Genomic DNA, 19,014 nt, shown 5'->3' on the forward strand with positions numbered 1-19,014 from the left:
CGTAGGAGTTCCTCCATGACTAATTCCCCGGCACCATCCCCCGTCGCTCCGCTCGCCCCGGCAGGCAGGCGCCTGCTCCGCCTCGAAGTCCGCAACGCCCAGACCCCGGTCGAACGCAAACCGTCGTGGATGAAGGTGCAGATGCGGACCGGTCCCGAATACCGTGATCTCGCCGCCCTCGTCGAACGCGAGAACCTGAATACCGTGTGTCAGGAAGCCGGATGTCCCAACATCTTCGAATGCTGGGAGGACCGCGAGGCCACGTTCCTCATCGGCGGCAGCCAATGCACCCGACGGTGTGACTTCTGCCAGATCGACACCGGACGTCCCGCGGCCCTCGATCGGGGAGAACCCCGGCGGGTCGCGGAATCGGTGCAGACCATGGACCTCCGGTACGCCACCGTCACCGGCGTGGCGCGCGACGATCTGCCCGACGGCGGCGCCTGGCTGTACGCCGAGACGGTCCGGCAGATTCACGAACTGTGTCCGGGGACCGGCGTCGAACTGCTGATCCCGGATTTCAATGCCGACGCCGCACAGTTGCACGAGGTGTTCGGCACCCGCCCGGAGGTACTCGCGCACAATGTGGAGACCGTTCCCCGGATCTTCCGTCGCATCCGGCCTGCCTTCACCTACGAGCGTTCCCTCGACGTGATCACACGCGCGCGGGAGGACGGTCTGATCACCAAGTCGAACCTGATCCTCGGGATGGGGGAGACCACGGACGAGGTGATCCAGGCACTCCGGGACCTGCACGCCGCCGGCTGCCAGTTGATCACGATCACGCAGTACCTCCGGCCCTCGGCCCGGCATCATCCGGTGGAGCGGTGGGCGAAACCGGAGGAGTTCGTGATGCTCGACGGGGTCGCCCGCGAGATCGGATTCCTCGGCGTTCTGTCCGGCCCGCTCGTGCGGTCGTCCTACCGGGCGGGCCGCCTGCACGCCGAAGCGGTCGCCGCGACCGCAATTCACTGAATCCCATTCTCTTCCATTTCAGCAAGGAGTCCCCATGTCCAACCGATCTGCAGATGTCGTCATCCTCGGCGGCGGTTCCGGCGGCTATGCGTCCGCGATCCGCTCGGCCGAACTGGGCCGTTCGGTCATTCTGATCGAAGAGAACGAACTCGGCGGCACCTGCCTGCATCAGGGGTGCATTCCGACCAAGGCGCTGCTGCATTCCGCCGAGGTCGCCGACAGTGCCCGCACGGCCGCGCAGTTCGGGGTCGACGTCACGTTCGGCGGGGTCGACCTCGACAAGGTGCTGAGCTATCAGAACGCCATCGTCACCCGCCTGCACAAGGGCTTGCAAGGTCTCGTCGATTCCCACGGCATCACCGTCGTCAACGGACGCGGACGGCTGGTCGGTCCCAACGGTGTCGAGGTCGACGGCGAGGTGATCACCGGCGGGGCTGTCGTCCTGGCGACGGGCTCGTCTCCGAAGACGTTGCCGGGCATCAGCATCGGCGGCAGGGTCGTCACCAGCGATCAGGCGCTCGTGCTGCCGACGGTCCCGAAGAAGGCGATCATCCTCGGCGGCGGCGTCATCGGCGTCGAATTCGCCAGTGTGTGGGCGTCGTTCGGTGCGTCGGTGACGATCGTCGAGGCGATGCCGAGGCTGGTCCCGAACGAGGACGAGACGGTCTCCAAATACCTGGAGCGGGCGTTCCGTCGTCGCAAGATCGCCGCGAAGACCGGGGTGCGGGTCACCGAGGTGGCGCAGGACGAGGACGCGGTGACCGTCACCCTCGACTCCGGCGACGTGCTCGACGCCGACGTCGTACTGGTCGCGGTGGGCCGCGGTCCGAACACCGCCTCGATGGGGTACGAGGAGACCGGGGTGGTCCTCGACCGGGGATTCGTGGTGACCAGCGACCGGCTGCGCACCACGGTGCCGAACGTCTATGCCGTCGGCGACATCGTGCCCGGCCTCCAGCTCGCGCACCGCGGCTTCCAGCAGGGCATCTTCGTGGCGGAGGAGATCGCCGGGCTCCGTCCGGACGTCATCGACGAGACCGGCATCCCCCGCGTCACGTACTCCCACCCCGAGGTCGCGTCGGTCGGGTTGACCGAGACCGCGGCGCGGGAGCAGTTCGGCGACGAGATCCGGACGGTCGTCTACGACCTCGCCGGCAACGGCAAGAGTCAGATCCTCAAGACGTCGGGGGCGGTCAAACTCGTGGTGGCGCCGGACGGCGTCGTGGTCGGTGTGCACATGGTCGGCGACCGCGTCGGCGAGCTGATCGGCGAGGCGCAGATGCTGTACAACTTCGAGGTCGACGCCGCCCAGGCGGCGAAGTTCGTGCACGCCCACCCCACCCAGGGCGAGGCCCTCGGCGAGGCACTGCTCGCGGTGGCCGGCAAACCGCTGCACGTGCACGCCTAGGCCCTCCGGGCCCGTGAGTGGTTAACGAGTCTCTGCACTCGTCAACCACTCACGGGTGGAGGAGCCGCCGGTCTTCTCGAATCGCAGTCGCGACACGGCAATTCCGGCGAGCAGGAAGGACACGGCGACGAGGATGTACAGCTGCGTGGGCGACCAGTCGCGGTCGAGGAGGGCGCCCGCGACGATCGGGGACGCAATGGCGCCGACGCGTCCGATGCCGATGCCCCAGCCGACTCCGGTGGCCCGGACGGCCGGGGAGTAGACCGACGGGGTGATCGCGTACAGCCCGGCGATGCAGCCGTTGGCGAAGACGCCGATGAGGGCGCCGAGCCCGAACGCGACGACGATGGATGCGGTGGCGGGGACGAAGACGAGGAGGAGCACCCCCGCGATCGCCAGGTAGGCGATGAGCACCCGCTTCAGGGCGAACCGCGCCGACAGCGCGCCGAGCAAGGTGGCGCCGAAGATGCCGCCGAGGTTGAGGAGCACGCCGCCGGTGACGCCCTGGTTCGCGGACATGCCCGCCTCGACCAGCAGTTTCGGCGTCCAACTGGTGACGAAGTAGAAGCCGAACATCGCCGTGAAGAACGCGAACCACACCAGGAGGGTGCTACGGCGGCGCTGCGGGGACAGCAGGACGCGCATCGCGAATCCGGCATCGGCGGTGGCGGCGGCGCGCGGTGCGGGCAGTTCGTCGAGTCGCGGCTGCCCGACCCGCTGCGCGAACGCGTTGATCCGGTCGAGGGCATTGGCCGGGCGACGCACGAGCAGAAAGTCGATCGATTCGGGGAGCCGCGCATAGACGACGGGGATGATCACGGCCGTGCACACACCGCCGAACAGGAACACCGAGCGCCACCCGAGCGAGTTCTGCAGCACGACGGCGATGATGCCGCCGAGGGTGGCGCCGACGGCGTACCCGGTGGAATTGAGGCTCACGGCCAGCCCGCGCCAGCGGTTCGACGCGTACTCACTGGCAATGACGTTGCTGCTGGCGAGGATTCCGCCGATTCCGACCCCGGTGAGCGCGCGGAGCAGACCGAGTTGCATCGCGTTCTGGCTGGCCGCCGACAGCAGCATGCCCGACGACGCCAGCGCCAGGCACAGCAGGATCATGGCGCGGCGACCGATGGTGTCTGCCCACGGCGCCAGGAACAGCGACCCCGCGGCCATGCCGAACAGCCCGGCGCTGAGCAGGAGGCCGACGACGGAGCCGGACAGAGCCCACTCCTGCGACACCGACTGCGCGGTGAACGCCATGACGAGAACGTCGAAGCCGTCGAGCACGTTGAGTAGACCGCAGATGGCGATGGCGCCCCATTGGTAGCGCGTCATCGGACTGCTGTCGATGCGTTCGCGTAGGTCGAATTGCATGCGCGGGACCTGCTCTTCCTCGGAGGTGGGCTGTGATGTGGCTCACGACCCACTTACCGTGGCTGACAGGTCACCCGTTTCCAACTCCGATTCCGAATGTCGGAAGACAGCACCCGTGAGTACTTGTTAACCGCGGGCGGTTAACAAGTACTCACGGGCGGAACACCATCGCATCGTCGACGATCTTGCCGTGCCGCAGTGTCACCAGGTCGCGGAAGTAGTTCATCCGCAGCCGCCACGGTGCTTTCGAACCCTGCTTCGGGAACGACTCCACCGACCGCAGCACGTAGCCGGCGGCGAAGTCGAGGAACGGCTCCTCGTCGACCGCGCTGTCCCGCTCCGGGGAGCATTGCGCGAATCCGTTCGCGTCCATGTGCGCGAGCAGACGGCAGACGTATTCGCACACCAGGTCGGCCTTCAGCGTCCAGGACGCGTTGGTGTAGCCGATGACGAAGGCGAAATTGGGCACCCCGCTGAGCATCATCCCCTTGTATGCCATGGTCTCGGTGAGGTCGATGTCGCGGCCGTCGACGGCGAGTGTCATCCCGCCGAACGCGAGCAGGTTCAAACCCGTTGCGGTGACGACGACGTCGGCGCGCAGCTCGTCGCCGGACTTCAGCGTGATCCCGGATTCGGTGAACGTGTCGATGTGATCGGTCACGATCGACACTTCGTCGTTGCGGATGGAGCGGAACAGATCCCCGTTGGGCACGAGGCACAGTCGCTGATCCCACGGGTTGTAGCGGGGCGTGAAGTGTTTGTCGATGTCGTAGCCCTTCGGCAGCCACTTCTCCTGGAGTTGCCGGATGCGGCCCTTCATGAATTCCGGGTACCGCTGGCACAGTTGGTAGATCGCCGTCGCCACCGACGCGTTCTTGAGCCGGGTCAGCGCGTAGGCGAGCCGCGTGGGCAGGTGGCGCCGCAGCTTGTTGGCCAGCTTGTCCTTGGCCGGCATCGAGATGATGTACGTGGGCGAGCGCTGCAGCATGGTCACGTGCGCGGCCTCGGCGGCCATCGACGGTGCCAGCGTCACCGCGGTGGCGCCGCTGCCGATGATGACCACCCGCTTGCCGGCGTAGTCGAGGTCCTCGGGCCACTTCTGTGGGTGCACGACCTGCCCGGCGAACCGGTCGATGCCCGGGAACTCGGGGGTGTAGCCCTCGTCGTAGCGGTAGTACCCACTGCAGGACATCAGGAAATCGGCGGTGAACCGGACGGTCTCACCGGTGTCGGTGCGCTCGGCGTCGATCGTCCAACGGGCGTTCGAGGTCGACCACTCGGCGCGAACGACCCTGTGCCGGAACCGGATGTTCCGGTCGATCCCGTGCTCGGCCGCCGTGTCCTTGACGTACTCGAGGATCGCGGGACCGTCGGCGATCGACTTGTCGTTCTCCCACGGCCGGAAGCGGTAGCCCAGCGTGTACATGTCGGAGTCGGACCGAATGCCGGGGTAGCGGAACAGGTCCCACGTGCCGCCGATCGTCTCACGGCTCTCCAGGATCGCGTACGTCCGGCCGGGGAAGCTGTCCTGCAGGTGGTACGCGGCACCGATCCCGGACAGTCCGGCCCCGATGATCAGCACGTCGAGGTGTTCGACGGGAGCCTTCGCGCCGGTGGTGTCGGCGGCGGTATCGGTGTGTGACATGAAGACTCTCTCGCTGGGTGGGACGGGTGGCTACTTCGGGTCTACGGCGACGTCGTCGAGAGCGACATTACGTGCGCTGGTGGAGCGGCCGAGCTTCGCGACCTCCTCGTCCATCAGCGGAAGAATGCGGGGTACGTGGGGCAGCGTGTTGCGATCGCCGACGCGCGACGTCACCACCGCCTTCAGCCAGCCGGCGAGCGCGACCCACCGCGGCACGTAGACCCGGCGTTTCCGCTTGGCCAGGGCATCGACGAATGCGTCGACGCAGGGACCCACCGACGACGTCTTGCCGACCGGTCCCGGCAGGACCGCGAGAAGTTGGTTGAATGCGGTGAGGTCGGTTTTCGCGTCCTGGACGAGCGGGGTGTCGATCCACGACATGTGGGCCGAGCCCACGGCAACGCCACGGTGCGCGACTTCGAGACGCAGGACGTTGGCGAAATGCTCGACGCCGGCCTTGCTCGCGCAGTACGCGGCCAGACCGGGCGCGGGTGCGAACGCGGCGAGCGACGAGACGATCAGGATGTAGCCCTTGCGTTCGATCACGGACGGAAGCGCAGCCCGGACGGTGTGGAAGACCCCGAGGATGTTGACGTCGACGACCCGCTTGAACGTGGCGGGATCGACCTGCATCACCGAGCCGTAGCTGGCAATGCCGGCGTTCGCGAGAACGAAGTCGATGCCCCCGAACTTCGCGACGCCGGAGTCGACGGCCTTCTGCATGGCGGGCAGGTCGCAGACGTCGGCGGCCACGGCGAGCGCGACGTCGTCACCGAGTTCGGCAGCGAGGGCTTTCAGTGGTTCGGCGTCCAGGTCGATCAGGATCAGTTTGACGCCCTTGCGGGCGAGGGCGCGGGACGTCTCGGCTCCGATGCCCCGCGCGGCTCCGGTGACGAGTGCGACTTTGTTCCTGAGCGTGGGCATGTGATCTCCTGGCGTGTGATCTGGCACCGTTCAGTGTCAGTTTGTATCTGGAACTGTGCGGTGTCAATATTGGGGAGTGAGTTCGCCCAGGCTCGACGAGACGGGCCGCACCTACCGCGGTGCGGGCCCTCGCCAGCGTCAGGAAGAGCGCCGCGCGCGTCTCGTCGACGCTGCCGTCGAAGTGTTCGGGACCAGCGGATACCGGTCCGCGACCGTCGAGAAGATCTGCGCGACCGCCGGGCTGACCAAGCGCTACTTCTACGAGTCGTTCGACGACAGCGAGGCCCTGCTGCTGGCGGCGTACGCGAGCGTGACCGACCGCCTCCGGGACAACGTCCTGCGCGGCGCGGGGGGCGGGGGCGCCGATCTGGACGCCAGGGTTCGCGGGGCGCTGACCGCGTTCTTCCGGTCCGTCGCCGACGACCCGCGGATCCCGCGGATCGCCTTCCAGGAGGTCCTCGGTGTCGGCCCGGAAGTCGACATCGCCTACCGCCGCGTCACCCGGTCGTTCGTGGACGCCGTGCTCGTCGTCATCGGTCCGGCCGTCGACCGCACCGCGTTCCCGGAGTTCCACCTCCGCACCCTCGCGACCGGCCTGGTCGGGGCGGTGCTGATGATCGCCCAGCAGTGGGTGCTGTCGGAGAACCCCCAGCCGATCGAGACGGTCATCGCCAGCGCGCACACCATTCTCTCGGCCGTCCTGGGTGAACTCGGCCCCACGTGAGTGGCGTCGTGTGCCGGGGCACTCCTTAGCGCTCACGTGGGGGTGGATCCGGGCAAACCCCGGACGCAATCACATATATGTTGTTAAATACCCGATATGCCCGGTGCTGTGCACTGCCAATCACCTGGGGTCCGCAACACGACGATCCGCGGGGTGCTCGTCGCGTTGCTCGGGGTCCTCGCGTTGGCCGGTCCGGCGCCGAACGTCGCGCACGCCACCGGTTACGCGGGCCTCCTCGACATCACGCCCGCGAACGCGGCAGCGGAGTCGATCGGCGGGCTGGACCCCCGGCTGCCCACCGACTCCGCCGCACTCGGTGCCGCGCTGGCCGCCGCCCGCTCCGACGGCGTCGCACCGAGTAGGTATCCCGTCCTGCTGCAACAATATTGGCTGGCGCGAGGATCCGAGGCGTCCGGCATCGACCTTGCCGGGTGGGATCCGAACGCCGGGCTGATCGCCAACGCGGCGGTGGTCGACCGGGTGTACGAGAACTACGGCCGGTATCAACTCCAACGCGCCGAGCTCTACTGGTCCGGTATGGCCGGACTGGCGGGAGGCTCGTTCGCTGCCGGCTTCTGGGACCTCGACCTCGGCCGGACCGTGCTCGGAGTCGACGCCGTCCACACGCTCGGCAACGCCGTCGCGTCCACGATCCGCGGACTTCCCGGCGAGGCGACGACGCTCCTGCCCCCGGACCCGAGAAATCTCGCCACCGTCGGTCCGGCGATGACGGCGAGCGACCTGGACTGGTATCAGAAACGCCTGCTGATGATGCAGAAACACATCTACTTCGACATGGTGCCCATGCACGAGGCGTACCTGAACGACGGCCGGGGCGGCGTCGAGGAGATGGCCGCCGCGGGACTGCTCGACGAGAACGCCGAGATCGCCTGGAACGGCATCTTCTCCGGCACCGCAGCGGGATACGCGGACGCCCTGTTCCGGATGGCGTCGCGTGAGCAGAATCAGATCATCGCCGACCAGTGGGACGTCACGTCGGCCGCGCGCGACGGTGTCGGCCGGGCGCTCACCTACGCCACCACCCTCGCGGCGCAACCCTCGGTCCCGGGCGCGCGGGCACCGGGACAGGTCGCGCCGATGTCGGTGACGGGCGACGTCAACGGCGCGGACTACCGTCTCCGGACACCCCTGCCGGGCTTCAACTGGGCCGACCGCGAACCACGCTGGCAGTACATCGTCAGCGACATCGCGTCGTCCTACCAGCGGCTAGCCGAGGGCCGTCCGGGCGAGCTGCGGGCCCTGCTGGCCATCCCGTTCCGCGACTTCGTCGAGGGCCAGCGGGTGCTGCGGCGGGTGCCCGACCTCGCCCGCGACATGAGCACCGGCTGGGAGTTCTCCCCGGCGTAGCCGTAGCCCCTCTCGGACGAACGGGACGCTCGTTCGATCTGACGCAACGGGCGTCCCGTTCGTCCGGGACAGCACGGTGCCGGCTTTCCAATGGATGGATGTGACGTTGCGCACGCGTGGTCGCGGTTGGCACGTTGAGTCACACCACGCCAGGCCCGATCGCAGGAGAGTCGATGAACGTATCCGCCGTGACGCACGACAGCCCGACCGCCGCGCCACCCGTCGAGGTCGCGAAGACGCCGAAGAAGGCGGCGCTCGCGTCGTTCCTCGGGAGCGCGCTCGAGTACTACGACTTCTTCATCTACGGGTCCGCCGCCGCCCTCGTCTTCGGGCACACGTTCTTCCCGGCCGGCAACGACGCGATCGGCACGGTCGCCGCGCTCGCGACGTTCGGCGTCGGCTACGTGGCCCGGCCGGTCGGCGGAATCGTGCTGGGACACTTCGGGGACAAGTTGGGCCGCAAGAAGATTCTGTTGCTGACGCTGCTCATCATGGGACTGTCGAGTCTCGCGATCGGGTTCCTGCCCACCTACGAGCAGATCGGCATCGCCGCCCCGATCCTGCTGGTCCTGTGCCGCCTCGCGCAGGGGTTCTCCGCGGGCGGTGAGGCGGCGGGCGCCAGCACGCTCACTCTCGAGCACTCACCCGAGGGGCGGCGGGCATTCTTCACGAGTTTCACGATGACCGGCTACGCGGCCGGGATGGTGCTCGCGACCCTCGTCTTCATCCCGGTGGCCGCGCTGCCGAAGGACCAACTCGACAGCTGGGGCTGGCGAATCCCGTTCTGGTGCAGTGCCGTGATGCTCGTGGTCGCCTACTTCGTGCGCACCAAGCTCGACGAGACCCCGGTGTTCGCGGAGTCGCGTGAGCACGCGGAGGTGCAGAAACTGCCCGTCGTCACCGTGGTGACCACCCAGTGGCGGGACGTCCTGCGGATCGCCCTGTGCTCGCTGTTCGCCGTCGGGCAGACGGTGTTCACCGTCTTCGGGCTCGCCTACGCCACCGGACCCGACGTCGGCATCGACCGCACCACGATGCTGTGGGCGTCGTCGGCGTCGATCGCGGGTTCCATCGTCGCGATACCTCTGCTCGCCAAGCTGTCGGACCGCGTCGGACGCCGCCCCGTATGGATCACCGGCACCCTCGGATGCGGCGTGACGATCTTCGGATACTTCTGGGCCATCTCGGTCGGCTCCATTCCGCTGATCTTCGTCGCCGCACTGCTCACGATGACGCTGTTCTACTCGATGGTGAACGGCCTGTGGCCGAGCTTCTTCACCGAGATGTTCGCCGCGCCCGTGCGCTATTCCGGTTTCGCCGTCGGCACGCAGATCGGTTTCCTCATCGCCGGTTTCGCCCCGGCGATCGGCTGGGCACTGCTGGGAACCGGGGCGAACGCGTGGGTCCCGGTCGCGGTGTTCACTGCACTGTGCATGCTGGTCTCGTCCGTCGCGGCCTTCACCGCCCGCGAGACGTACCGGGTGCCGCTGGCCGAACTCGGGCGTCCGTCGACCTCGCGGGAGTAACCGGAGGACAATGGGGCGATGTCACGGACACCGACAGGAGAATCGGTCACTGCCCGCGTCGTGAGGGTCTTGTCTTCCTTCGACGCGGACACACCGTCCCTGTCGGTGTCCGACATCGCGCGTCGATCCGACCTCCCCGTCGCGACGGCGCACCGCATCGTCGGCGAACTCGTCAAGTTCCGCCTCCTCGAACGCAACGACACCCGCATCAGCATCGGGGTCCGGATGTGGGAGCTGGGGTCCCGCGGTTCGCACACCCTCAGCCTGCGCGAGGCGGCGATGCCGTTCATGGAGGATGTGAACGCCGCGATCAAGCAGCACACCCAGCTGGGCGTCCTCGACGGCAACGAGGTGCTGTTCGTCGAACGGCTCTCCACCCGCGGGTCCGTCGTCAACGTCACCAAGATCGCCGGACGGCTGCCGGTGCATGCGTGCTCGTCCGGTCTGGTTCTGATGGCGAACGCCTCCCGCGACGTGCAGGACGAATTGCTGTCGCAACCGCTCGAACGGTACACCGACGCCACCGTCACCGACCCCGACCAGATGCGGCGTCTCCTCGCCGAGGTGCGGCACCAGCACTTCGCGGTGGCCGCCGGTCTCATCACCCCGGGTGCGACGGGAGTCGCTGTGCCCGTGCGGGACAGCGACGGTGGCAAGGTGATCGCCGCCCTGTCCGTCGTCATCCCGCACGATCAGGCGAACCCGCAGTCGGTGGTGGCGGCACTGACGACGGCGTCGCGCGGCATCACCCGGGCGATGACGCGCGGATCGCGGCACTGATCAGAAACCTTTCCATCCATTGGAGTCGGTCTGTGACCCGAGTCTCGACTCGGTCAGAGTGGGTGACACGAACACACCGTCACCGATCGCGCAGTGTTCCTCCAAACATGCTGCACAGCAGTGTCTTCGCGCGCCGCGATCGAGTGCCGACACTCCAGGGAAGGTCCACATATGAGCTCGAAATCCGTCAAATGCGACCTGTTGGTCATCGGGTCCGGGGCCGCGGGCATGGCCGCCGCGCTCAAGGCCGCGAGCGAAGGCCACAGCGTCATCGTCGCCGAGAAGTCGAAGTGGCTCGGCGGCACCACCGCCATCTCGGGCGGCTGGGCGTGGGTGCCGGGCAACAAGCAGGGCGTCGCGCAGGGCGACACCCGTCAGGAGATCGAAACGTACATTCGGGCACTCGCCAAGGACTGCTACAAGGCCGAGATGGTCGACACCTTCCTCGACGAGGTCCCCGAGGCGATCGACTGGCTCGAACGCGACACCGACGTCGAATTCGTCTATCCGGAAATGGCTCCGGACTACCAGATGGACGCCCCGGGTGCGAAGCCGTCGGGGCGCGCGATCTCCGGCAAGGTCGTCGACGCGCGCACACTCGGCGAGAACCGGCTCCGGTTGCGCCCCTACCTCGACACGTACACCGTCTTCGGGTACATGCCCGAGGTCGGACCCGACATCGCACAGTTCCTGCACGCCAACCAGTCGTGGAAATCGTTTGCCTACGTGTCGAAGAAGCTCCTCAAGACGTGGGTCGAGACGGTGCTCTGCCGACGGTCGTTCGACCGGACCAACGGCAATTCGCTGATGGTCCGGATGGTGTCGTCCGCGGCCAAGCTCGGCATCCGGATGTGGACCGAGACACCCGTCACGAAGATCCTGCAGTCGGAGAACGGGGTCGTCACCGGCGCCGTGCTCGGGGGAGTTCACGCGGCAACGGTGGAGGCGCGGCTCGGTGTCGTCATCGCGGCAGGCGGCTACTCCTCGGACGCCTCCCTGCGCGCCGAGTACTGGGGTCATGATCCGCACGGCGACAACCACTTCACGCCCACCGTCGGGCACGACGGCGACAACGTGCGCCTGGCCGCTCCGCTCGGCGGGCACGTCGACACCGACGTCCACGAGCCGGCCGCCTGGGCGCCGGTCACGGTGTTCACCGGTCTGCGCGGACAGCAGCGGATCTTCCCGCACCTGCGGGCGTTCGGGCTCCCGGGACTGATCGCCGTGAACCGCAAGGGTGAACGCTTCGCCAACGAGTCGAGTTCGTACCACGACTTCGGCATGGCGATGATTCAGGAGAACGCCGGCCAGGACGAGACATTCGGCTACATCATCGCCGACTCGAAAGCCATGAACAAGTACGGAATCGGCTACGCGAAGCCGCGGCCCATCCCGCAGAGCTATTTCAAGAAGACCGGATTCCTCCACAAGGCCGACACGGTCGAGGAACTCGCACGCAAGATCGGTGTCGACGCCGCCGGGCTGAAGAAGACCCTGTCCGAGTTCAACGCGGGCGCCGCCAAGGGGGAGGACCCGAAGTTCAATCGCGGATCCAACTGGTTCCACCACTTCAAGGGCGACATGGAGCACCAGCCCAATCCGAACCTCGAGCCGCTCGACAAGGGACCGTACTACGCGGCGAAGATCGAGATGGGCGACCTCGGAGCCTACTCCGGCCTCGCCGTCGATCGGCACAGCCAGGTCCTCGACGACGACAACCAGCCGATCCCCGGTCTCTTCGCGGCTGGTTCCGCGGCGGTCAGCATCTTCGGCGGCGGATACCCGGGCTACGGCGCCAACATCGGGCCCGCCCTCGTCTTCGGATACACCATCGGCCGGGACGCCGAGATCCTCGTGTCGCTGCGCAGCGAATCCGCCACACCGACCGTCCTGGAAGAGGTCTGACGTGCCGTTCTACCTCGTCCGCTACGCATACACCGGCGACACCGCCGGCCGGGACACGTATCGTCCCGAACACAAGAGTCACCTGCAGGCCGCCGCCGACCGCGGACTCATCCTCGGGTCGGGACCGTTCGCCGCCGGAGAAGATCCCGGCGCCGCGATGGTCTACGAGGCCACGGACCGGCAGGACGTCGTCGACGTCGTCGAGGGCGACCCGTTCCGGACGCACGGATACGTCGCGTCGTACGACATCACCGAATGGATTCCGATGATCGGCCCGTGGGCCGTCGCAGCAGTGGGAGGCAGGTCATGACAGGTCGAGTGGCAGGGAAGGTCGCCGTCGTCACGGGGGCGAACGGTGATCTCGGCGGCGCGACCGCCCGGATGCTCGCCGCGGAAGGGGCGCGGGTTGCCGCGCTCGACCGGAAACTCCCGGACGCACCGTGGGATTCGGAGGCGATCACGCCGTTCGCCGTCGACGTCACCGACGAGACCAGTGTCGCCGACGCCGTCGCAGCGATCGTCGAGACCGTCGGCGTCCCCGACGTTCTCGTCAACTGCGCCGGCATCATCGGCAGGCCCGCACCGTCACACGAGGCGTCGGTCGCCGAGTTCGACCAGATCTTCGACGTCAACGTCAAGGGCGTCTGGCTGATGACCAAACACGTGGTGCCCCACATGATCGGCCGGAAGAAGGGCAGCATCGTGAACTTCTCGTCGATCCACGGGCTGACCGGAGGCTCCAACGTCCCGCTGTACCACGCGTCGAAGGGCGCGGTGCGGCTGCTGAGCAAATCCGACGCCGTCACGTACGGGCCGGACGGAATTCGCGTCAACTCGATCCATCCCGGGTCGATGCGGACGGCGATGAGCCGGCGGTCGGCGGAGGGCAGCGCGCTCGGGCCGGAGGAGTACTACCGCCAACTCGTCTCGGGCAACCCCCTTCCGCGGCAGGGTGAACCGGACGAGATCGCGTACGGGGTGCTCTACCTCGCCTCGGACGAGTCCGGCTTCACCACCGGCACCGAACTCGTCGTCGACGGTGGTTACACGGCGCACTGAGGCCGTCAGCCGAAGTGCCGCGCCAGACGCCGGTGCCGGTGCCCGAAGAATGCGTCCAGTACGCGGGCGAGCACCGGCGTCAGCGGCACCAGCGGAAGCCTCGGTTCGAACGTGATCCGGTCGTGGACGCCGGTGCTGCCGTCGTCGAACGGCCTGAGCGTGCGTTCGTGCTCCCATCGGCGCATGCTGAGCATCGTCGACTTCTCGTGGAACCGCAGGCCCGGTTCCAGCTCCGCGATGGTCAGATCGTCGTACTCGAACGGGACCAGCCCGAACAGTCGCAGCCACGCCCGGCCGAGCGGTTCACCGACCGCGACCGAGTCGATGCTGATCGACGCCTGACCGCGCGGGATGCTCATCGTCATCCACGGACGCATCTCGTCGTTGATCCCCTCCGGATCGACGACCCTCGCCCACACCTGCCCGATCGGCGCGCCGACGACCGAGCTGCGTTCGATGATCACCGCCCCATCATCGTCGCCTCGCACGCCGGGGTGCAACGGGCTCGCTGCTGGATGCGACTATTCACGAACCCACGGTGGGGCGACGAGCAGCCGAATCCATCGTGGTCCCTACATCTCCAGCGGGATGTGCTCGGCGGCGGTGCCGTCCGCGTTGAGCAGCTGACCCATGCGTTTGACGGTGCGCAGGGTCACGGTGCGTGCGGTGATGGTCAGGCCCGGGATCCGCTCACCGAAGTGCCCCTCGAGCCGGGCGGTCTCCTCCGCCGAGCGTGACCACACCGACACGAGGAGGTTGCAGTTTCCGGTCACCGCGGCGCACAGGCGCACGTCGGGGAGGGCGGAGAGCTCGCGCGCGGCGTCGTCGAGACGATCGGCCGGCACGTTCATCCGGTAGGTGGCGAGCAGCCGCCAGCCCGCGAGCTGCTGGGCGAAGTCGCAGCGGAAGAGGATCTCGCCCTGGCGGATCATCCGCTGCAACCGGCGTCGCGCGGTCGGCTCGGCGATGCCGGTGACGGCGGCGAGTTCGGCGTAACTGCGGCGGCCGTCTCCGCCCAGTGCCCGGAGCAGGACGAGGTCCGGGCTCGAGGACGCATCCGGGTGCGTCCACGCCGGACGCGGGCCGAGCTGTGCGCGCTGGTCCCGGTCCAATGCGCGCACGCGCCAACTGCTGCCCTCCCGGTACCCGCGCAGCGACACCCGGGTGTTCACCGACAGCGCCCCGTCGTGTGCGCCGAGGGTGTGACTCAGGAAGTGCGCGAGCGCGGCGGGTCCGCGCGTCACGACGCTGAGGAACAGATCGAAGTCTCCCGCCACCTGCTCGAGACTGAACACTCGCGGATCGGAGACGAGCTGGTCGGTCAGCGGCTCGATCGCGCCGGGACTGCAGCGGACTTCCACGTATGCGACGCAGTGATCGTCCGACGGCGCCGGATACGCGGTGACCCAGGACAGCCCGAGTTCCGTCAGGCGGTGCCAGCGGCGTGCCGCGGTGGTCGCCCCGATGCCCAACGCGGTGCCGACCTGTGACCAGGGGGCACGTGGACTGGTCTGGAGGGCGTCGATCAGGGCCAGGTCCAGCTCGTCGAACGGTGGACGCCCACCCGTCGACGGTGCCTCGTCGCCGCGTCGGCTGTCGGATTCCGGCGTGTCCGACGGTGTGGTGACGGAATCCTGCGTTTTCGTTCTCGCGACCCTCATGGTTCCTAATCTTCACCCAGTGCGCGGCGGCCGTGTCGGAGGTGCCGAGGCGTCGACTTGGTGTGTCGGTGATTCGCCGACCCTGTCATCCGGGAGAAACTGTGAAACATCCACCAGAAGTGCACCGCGCCAACGCCGATCGGACCCCACTGGACCGGGCCGCGCGGATCACGGTGATCCTTCTGTTCGCCGCGTGGGTCGTCGATTACATCGATCGCCTCGCGATCAACCTCGCACTGCCCTCGATCGGTGCCGAGTTCGGTCTCGGCCACACCCAGCAGGGCATGGTCATCTCCGCGTTCTTCCTGTCCTATGCGCTGTGCCAGATTCCCGGCGGTCTGCTCGCCGACAGGTTCGGTTCCCGACGGGTGGTCTCCTGGTCGCTGCTGATCTGGTCCCTGTTCACCGCCCTGACCGGCACTGCCTGGGCGTTCGCCGTGCTGCTGGCGATTCGGTTCCTGTTCGGGGTGGGGCAGGGGGTGTATCCCGCGGCGGCCATGAAGGCGGTCGCCGAGCGCACCGCGCCGGGACAGCGAATGACCGCGACCGGGTGGGCGCAGAGTTCCAACGCCTTCGGCGCGGTGCTCGCCCCGCTCATCGCGGCGCCGATCATCGCCCTGTGGGGCTGGCGGATGTCGTTCTTCGCGATCGCCGGTCTGGGAGTTCTGGTGTGGGCGGCGATCCAACTGTGGCTGCCCGCCACGTTGCCGCAGTCCGACGACACCGAGGTCCGACCGGACCAGCAGGGCGGATTGCGGGCCGTGCTTGCCTCGGGCGTCATGTGGCGGTTCACCCTGATGTTCTTCGGCTACGGCATCATCGTGTGGGGCCTGAATTCCTGGATCCCGTCCTATCTCCAGACCGAGCGCGGCATCTCGCTCACGGGTTCCGGGTTGCTGTCCGCGATCCCCGCCCTGGTCGGTGGCGTCGCGATCATCGTCGGTGGCAAACTCATCGACCGTCTCGGCGGACGGCATCGACTGATCGTCTTCCCCGCGATGACGGTCTGCGCGGTGTGCATCCTCTTCCTGAACCGGGTGACGTCGCTGACCGAATTCGTCGCGCTCCTGTCGCTGGCCACCGCTTCCGCCACGCTGTGCTACATGCCGATCTTCGCGATACCCATGCGCACGCTGCCTGCCGGGATGGTCGGCACCGGGTCGGGAATGATCAACTTCGGCGGTCAGGCCGCCGGGTTCATCACCCCGATGGTGATGGGCGCGTTGGTCGATCGCTACTCCTACACCGCCGCGTTCGCCTTCCTCGTCGTCGGCGCCGTCCTCGCGGGCGCGTTCGCGCTGGGAACACCGCAGCGTCCCCACGCTTTCAGTGCAGCCGTTTCGCCCCGCGAGCCACAACGCCGGCCGACACCGACCACGACGGCCGGCTCCGAGATCAGGTGACGTCCGCTCCGAGCGAAACCGCCCAGCCACGACAACGTAAGGACACCACCGTGACCGAGTTCTCCCAGACCGTCGTTCTGCCTCCCGGTACTCCCGCCCAGGCCGGCCTGGCGGTACTGCTGCCCGCACTCGCCGACCTTTACCGCGATCTGCACGCCCACCCCGAATTGTCCATGCAGGAGACCAGGACCGCGGACATCGTCGCGGCGGTGCTGCGCGCACAGGGCTGGGACGTCACCGAGGGCGTCGGCCGGACCGGCGTCGTCGGTGTGCTCCACAACGGCGACGGGCCCGTGGTGCTGCTGCGCGCCGACATGGACGGACTGCCGGTCCGCGAGGACACCGGCCTCGACTACGCCTCCACCGACACCGGGATCGATCCCGACGGGGCGACGGTGCCAGTCATGCACGCGTGCGGTCACGACGTGCACGTCACCTGCCTGCTCGGCGCCGCCGCGCTGTACGCCGCGGACCGCTCCCTGTGGCGCGGCACCCTCGTGGTGGTCTTCCAGCCCGGCGAGGAGACCGCGCAGGGCGCCCGGGCGATGGTCGACGACGGTTTCGTCGAGCGCTTCCCCCGTCCGGACGTGTGCCTGGGCCAGCACGTCGGGCCGTTCCCCGCCGGGGTGATCGTCACCCGCCCCGGAACATTGATGGCGGCCGCCGACAGTTTCCGGATCCGGCTCTTCGGCCGCGGCGGGCACGGTTCGGCGCCGGAGCACACGGTCGATCCCATCGTCATGGGCTCGGCCGTGGTGGGGAGACTCCAGGCGGTCGTGTCGCGTGAGGTGGCCGCCGGCGATTCGGCGGTGGTCACCGTGGGTTCGTTCCACAGCGGCCACAAGGAGAACATCATCCCCGACGAAGCGGAACTGAAGGTCAACGTCCGCACCTTCGATCCGCAGGTGCGTGACCGGGTGCTGCCCGCGATCCGCCGCGTCGTCGACGCCGAGGCCGCCGCATCCGGGGCGCCGAAGGAGCCGGAATTCAGCCCCCTCAACGACTTCCCGCTGACGGTCAACGACGAGGCCGCCACCGAGCGGGTCGTCACGGCACTCGCCGGCGCCTTCGGTTCGGACCGGATGCTGCCGATGCCACGTCCACTCGCCGGCAGCGAGGACTTCGGTGTGTTCGCCACCGCCGCCGGATGTCCCTCCGTCTTCTGGCATTTCGGCGGCGCCGACCTCGCGGCGTTCGCCCATCTGGACCTCACCGCCACGGCGTCCCTGGCACTGCCTGAGGGAGTGCCGACCAACCACTCGCCGCAGTTTGCCCCGGTGATCGACCCGACCCTCGAGACCGGGGTCCGGGCACTGCTCGCCGCGGCGGCCGCCTGGAACGCGGCGAGCTGAGACGTGTCGGCTTCACCGCCGGGACGGCGAGTGGTGGATCCGGATGTCAGCCGACGGGGCTGTCCGCGAGCACCTCGATCGCCTCGACCACCTCGGGAACGGCGGTGACGTGAACGTCGTCGAGGCCGGGCACCGACCGGTAGCCGGCCCGGACGGCGCCGTCGGTGCAGTCGTACTCGACGACGCCGAGTTGGTGGAGCGGGCCGGTGAAGGTGTCGTCCTCGCCGGCGACGAAGGCGGTGGCCGGTGCCCATACCTCGATCGCCTGGTCGCGGCGGGTCTGCCGGTAGCAGTGCAGGTGTCCGCTGCCGACTGCGGCGAGTGACACCGTCTCGAGCAGTTCCAGCAGGCGGGCGCGGGAGTCTCCGATGTCGAAGGCGTGCTTGCTCGGCTCCGGGATCGCCTGCCAGATCGGCTTGTGCAGGAACACGATCACCCGCTGGGTGTCCGGAATGTCGCGGACGGTGTTTTCGATCCACGTCCACTGTTCGGTCTCCCGGTCCAGTCCCGAGCCGAAGAGTTCACTGTCGAGGCCGAGGACGGTGAAGCCTTCGGTGTCGTGGCGCCAGTGGTCGGGGCCCCACACCTTCTCGAATGCGGCGATTCGCTCGTCGGTGACGCCGATGCCCTTCCACGGGGTCGCGCCGGGCTCGCCGATGTCGTGGTTGCCCGGCACGACGAGGACCGGGGCGGTGAACTTCTGCATCAGGGTGTGGGCGTGGGCGCGGTCGGCGTCGTCGTCGGGGTGGATGATCACAATGTCGCCGGAGTGCACGACGAGGTCGGGCCTGACGGTGTTGTTGACGTAGTCGACGACGCGATCGAAATTCTCCTGGGTGCGGCCACCGCGGGCGGTCAGGTGGGTGTCGCTGATCTGGACGATCTTCACGAAAGGGGCTCCTTCGGATGG

The 19,014-nt window shown here is 68.0% G+C and carries 17 protein-coding genes; 11 read left to right on the forward strand and 6 right to left on the reverse strand.

Features of this window, described 5'->3' with window-relative positions; all coding sequences use genetic code 11:
* Window positions 1–15: 15 nt before the first annotated feature.
* Together lipA and lpdA are read left to right on the forward strand one after the other, a co-directional pair.
* Window positions 16–975, forward strand: coding sequence for a lipoyl synthase (lipA, locus tag CJ179_RS14580; protein ID WP_095862042.1), 960 nt, complete (start codon window positions 16–18; stop codon window positions 973–975).
* 34 nt (window positions 976–1,009) lie between these two features.
* Window positions 1,010–2,383: a dihydrolipoyl dehydrogenase gene (gene lpdA, locus CJ179_RS14585; RefSeq protein WP_095862043.1), complete on the forward strand. Its 1,374-nt coding sequence runs from the start codon at window positions 1,010–1,012 to the stop codon at window positions 2,381–2,383.
* A 21-nt stretch (window positions 2,384–2,404) separates the two neighbouring features.
* Here lpdA and CJ179_RS14590 read toward each other — a convergent pair whose 3' ends face one another.
* The 3 genes from CJ179_RS14590 to CJ179_RS14600 all read right to left on the reverse strand — a co-directional run bounded on the left by CJ179_RS14590 (window position 2,405) and on the right by CJ179_RS14600 (window position 6,326).
* On the reverse strand, window positions 2,405–3,757 hold the full coding sequence (locus CJ179_RS14590) for an MFS transporter (protein WP_072936912.1): 1,353 nt from the start codon (window positions 3,755–3,757) through the stop codon (window positions 2,405–2,407).
* Window positions 3,758–3,908: 151 nt separating this feature from the next.
* Entirely contained in the window at window positions 3,909–5,402 is a 1,494-nt protein-coding gene (locus CJ179_RS14595; RefSeq protein WP_072936913.1) for an NAD(P)/FAD-dependent oxidoreductase, read from the reverse strand.
* A gap of 30 nt (window positions 5,403–5,432) precedes the next feature.
* Window positions 5,433–6,326 carry an SDR family oxidoreductase gene (locus CJ179_RS14600; protein ID WP_095862044.1) on the reverse strand — a complete coding sequence of 298 codons (894 nt, stop codon included), beginning with the start codon at window positions 6,324–6,326 and terminating at the stop codon, window positions 5,433–5,435.
* Window positions 6,327–6,402: 76 nt separating this feature from the next.
* On the opposite strand from CJ179_RS14600, the gene CJ179_RS14605 reads away from it, so the two are divergent.
* The 7 genes from CJ179_RS14605 to CJ179_RS14635 all read left to right on the forward strand — a co-directional run bounded on the left by CJ179_RS14605 (window position 6,403) and on the right by CJ179_RS14635 (window position 13,688).
* Window positions 6,403–7,050, forward strand: coding sequence for a TetR/AcrR family transcriptional regulator (locus tag CJ179_RS14605; RefSeq protein WP_095862045.1), 648 nt, complete (start codon window positions 6,403–6,405; stop codon window positions 7,048–7,050).
* A 96-nt stretch (window positions 7,051–7,146) separates the two neighbouring features.
* Window positions 7,147–8,418, forward strand: coding sequence for a hypothetical protein (locus CJ179_RS14610; RefSeq protein WP_095862046.1), 1,272 nt, complete (start codon window positions 7,147–7,149; stop codon window positions 8,416–8,418).
* A gap of 173 nt (window positions 8,419–8,591) precedes the next feature.
* Entirely contained in the window at window positions 8,592–9,944 is a 1,353-nt protein-coding gene (locus tag CJ179_RS14615) for an MFS transporter (protein WP_095862686.1), read from the forward strand.
* 18 nt (window positions 9,945–9,962) lie between these two features.
* The gene (locus CJ179_RS14620; RefSeq protein ID WP_095862047.1) at window positions 9,963–10,724 is read left to right on the forward strand and encodes an IclR family transcriptional regulator; all 762 of its coding nucleotides are present in this window, start codon (window positions 9,963–9,965) and stop codon (window positions 10,722–10,724) included.
* A gap of 171 nt (window positions 10,725–10,895) precedes the next feature.
* Complete coding sequence (locus CJ179_RS14625) at window positions 10,896–12,629, forward strand: FAD-dependent oxidoreductase (protein WP_095862048.1); 1,734 nt, start codon at window positions 10,896–10,898, stop codon at window positions 12,627–12,629.
* 1 nt (window position 12,630) lies between these two features.
* Complete coding sequence (locus CJ179_RS14630) at window positions 12,631–12,939, forward strand: YciI family protein (RefSeq protein ID WP_095862049.1); 309 nt, start codon at window positions 12,631–12,633, stop codon at window positions 12,937–12,939.
* A complete protein-coding gene (locus tag CJ179_RS14635; protein ID WP_095862050.1) occupies window positions 12,936–13,688 on the forward strand; it encodes an SDR family NAD(P)-dependent oxidoreductase in 753 nt (250 codons plus the stop codon). The genes CJ179_RS14630 and CJ179_RS14635 overlap by 4 nt, the downstream gene beginning before the upstream one ends.
* Window positions 13,689–13,693: 5 nt before the next feature.
* Here CJ179_RS14635 and CJ179_RS14640 read toward each other — a convergent pair whose 3' ends face one another.
* Both CJ179_RS14640 and CJ179_RS14645 read right to left on the reverse strand, forming a co-directional pair.
* Complete coding sequence (locus CJ179_RS14640) at window positions 13,694–14,152, reverse strand: hypothetical protein (protein WP_095862051.1); 459 nt, start codon at window positions 14,150–14,152, stop codon at window positions 13,694–13,696.
* Window positions 14,153–14,260: 108 nt separating this feature from the next.
* Window positions 14,261–15,349: an Lrp/AsnC family transcriptional regulator gene (locus CJ179_RS14645; RefSeq protein ID WP_095862052.1), complete on the reverse strand. Its 1,089-nt coding sequence runs from the start codon at window positions 15,347–15,349 to the stop codon at window positions 14,261–14,263.
* A gap of 101 nt (window positions 15,350–15,450) precedes the next feature.
* Here CJ179_RS14645 and CJ179_RS14650 point away from each other — a divergent pair, with 101 nt between their 5' ends.
* Together CJ179_RS14650 and CJ179_RS14655 are read left to right on the forward strand one after the other, a co-directional pair.
* The gene (locus CJ179_RS14650) at window positions 15,451–16,752 is read left to right on the forward strand and encodes an MFS transporter (RefSeq protein ID WP_095862053.1); all 1,302 of its coding nucleotides are present in this window, start codon (window positions 15,451–15,453) and stop codon (window positions 16,750–16,752) included.
* Between the two features lie 50 nt (window positions 16,753–16,802).
* On the forward strand, window positions 16,803–18,104 hold the full coding sequence (locus CJ179_RS14655) for an amidohydrolase (protein ID WP_257015529.1): 1,302 nt from the start codon (window positions 16,803–16,805) through the stop codon (window positions 18,102–18,104).
* A 46-nt stretch (window positions 18,105–18,150) separates the two neighbouring features.
* Here the strand turns inward: CJ179_RS14655 and CJ179_RS14660 are convergent, their stop codons facing one another.
* Complete coding sequence (locus CJ179_RS14660; RefSeq protein WP_095862054.1) at window positions 18,151–18,993, reverse strand: metallophosphoesterase; 843 nt, start codon at window positions 18,991–18,993, stop codon at window positions 18,151–18,153.
* Window positions 18,994–19,014 lie beyond the last annotated feature (21 nt).

This window comes from Rhodococcus sp. ACS1 (assembly GCF_002300155.1).
Classification (GTDB): Bacteria; Actinomycetota; Actinomycetes; order Mycobacteriales; family Mycobacteriaceae; genus Rhodococcus_F; species Rhodococcus_F koreensis.

Bases quoted from the DNA above. Each gene is read 5' to 3' on its own strand.
- lipA (WP_095862042.1), top strand. From the start codon at position 16: ATGACTAATTCCCCGGCACCATCCCCCGTCGCTCCGCTCGCCCCGGCA.
- lpdA (WP_095862043.1), top strand. From the start codon at position 1,010: ATGTCCAACCGATCTGCAGATGTCGTCATCCTCGGCGGCGGTTCCGGC.
- CJ179_RS14590 (WP_072936912.1), bottom strand. From the start codon at position 3,757: ATGCAATTCGACCTACGCGAACGCATCGACAGCAGTCCGATGACGCGC.
- CJ179_RS14595 (WP_072936913.1), bottom strand. From the start codon at position 5,402: ATGTCACACACCGATACCGCCGCCGACACCACCGGCGCGAAGGCTCCC.
- CJ179_RS14600 (WP_095862044.1), bottom strand. From the start codon at position 6,326: ATGCCCACGCTCAGGAACAAAGTCGCACTCGTCACCGGAGCCGCGCGG.
- CJ179_RS14610 (WP_095862046.1), top strand. From the start codon at position 7,147: ATGCCCGGTGCTGTGCACTGCCAATCACCTGGGGTCCGCAACACGACG.
- CJ179_RS14615 (WP_095862686.1), top strand. From the start codon at position 8,592: ATGAACGTATCCGCCGTGACGCACGACAGCCCGACCGCCGCGCCACCC.
- CJ179_RS14620 (WP_095862047.1), top strand. From the start codon at position 9,963: ATGTCACGGACACCGACAGGAGAATCGGTCACTGCCCGCGTCGTGAGG.
- CJ179_RS14625 (WP_095862048.1), top strand. From the start codon at position 10,896: ATGAGCTCGAAATCCGTCAAATGCGACCTGTTGGTCATCGGGTCCGGG.
- CJ179_RS14635 (WP_095862050.1), top strand. From the start codon at position 12,936: ATGACAGGTCGAGTGGCAGGGAAGGTCGCCGTCGTCACGGGGGCGAAC.
- CJ179_RS14645 (WP_095862052.1), bottom strand. From the start codon at position 15,349: ATGAGGGTCGCGAGAACGAAAACGCAGGATTCCGTCACCACACCGTCG.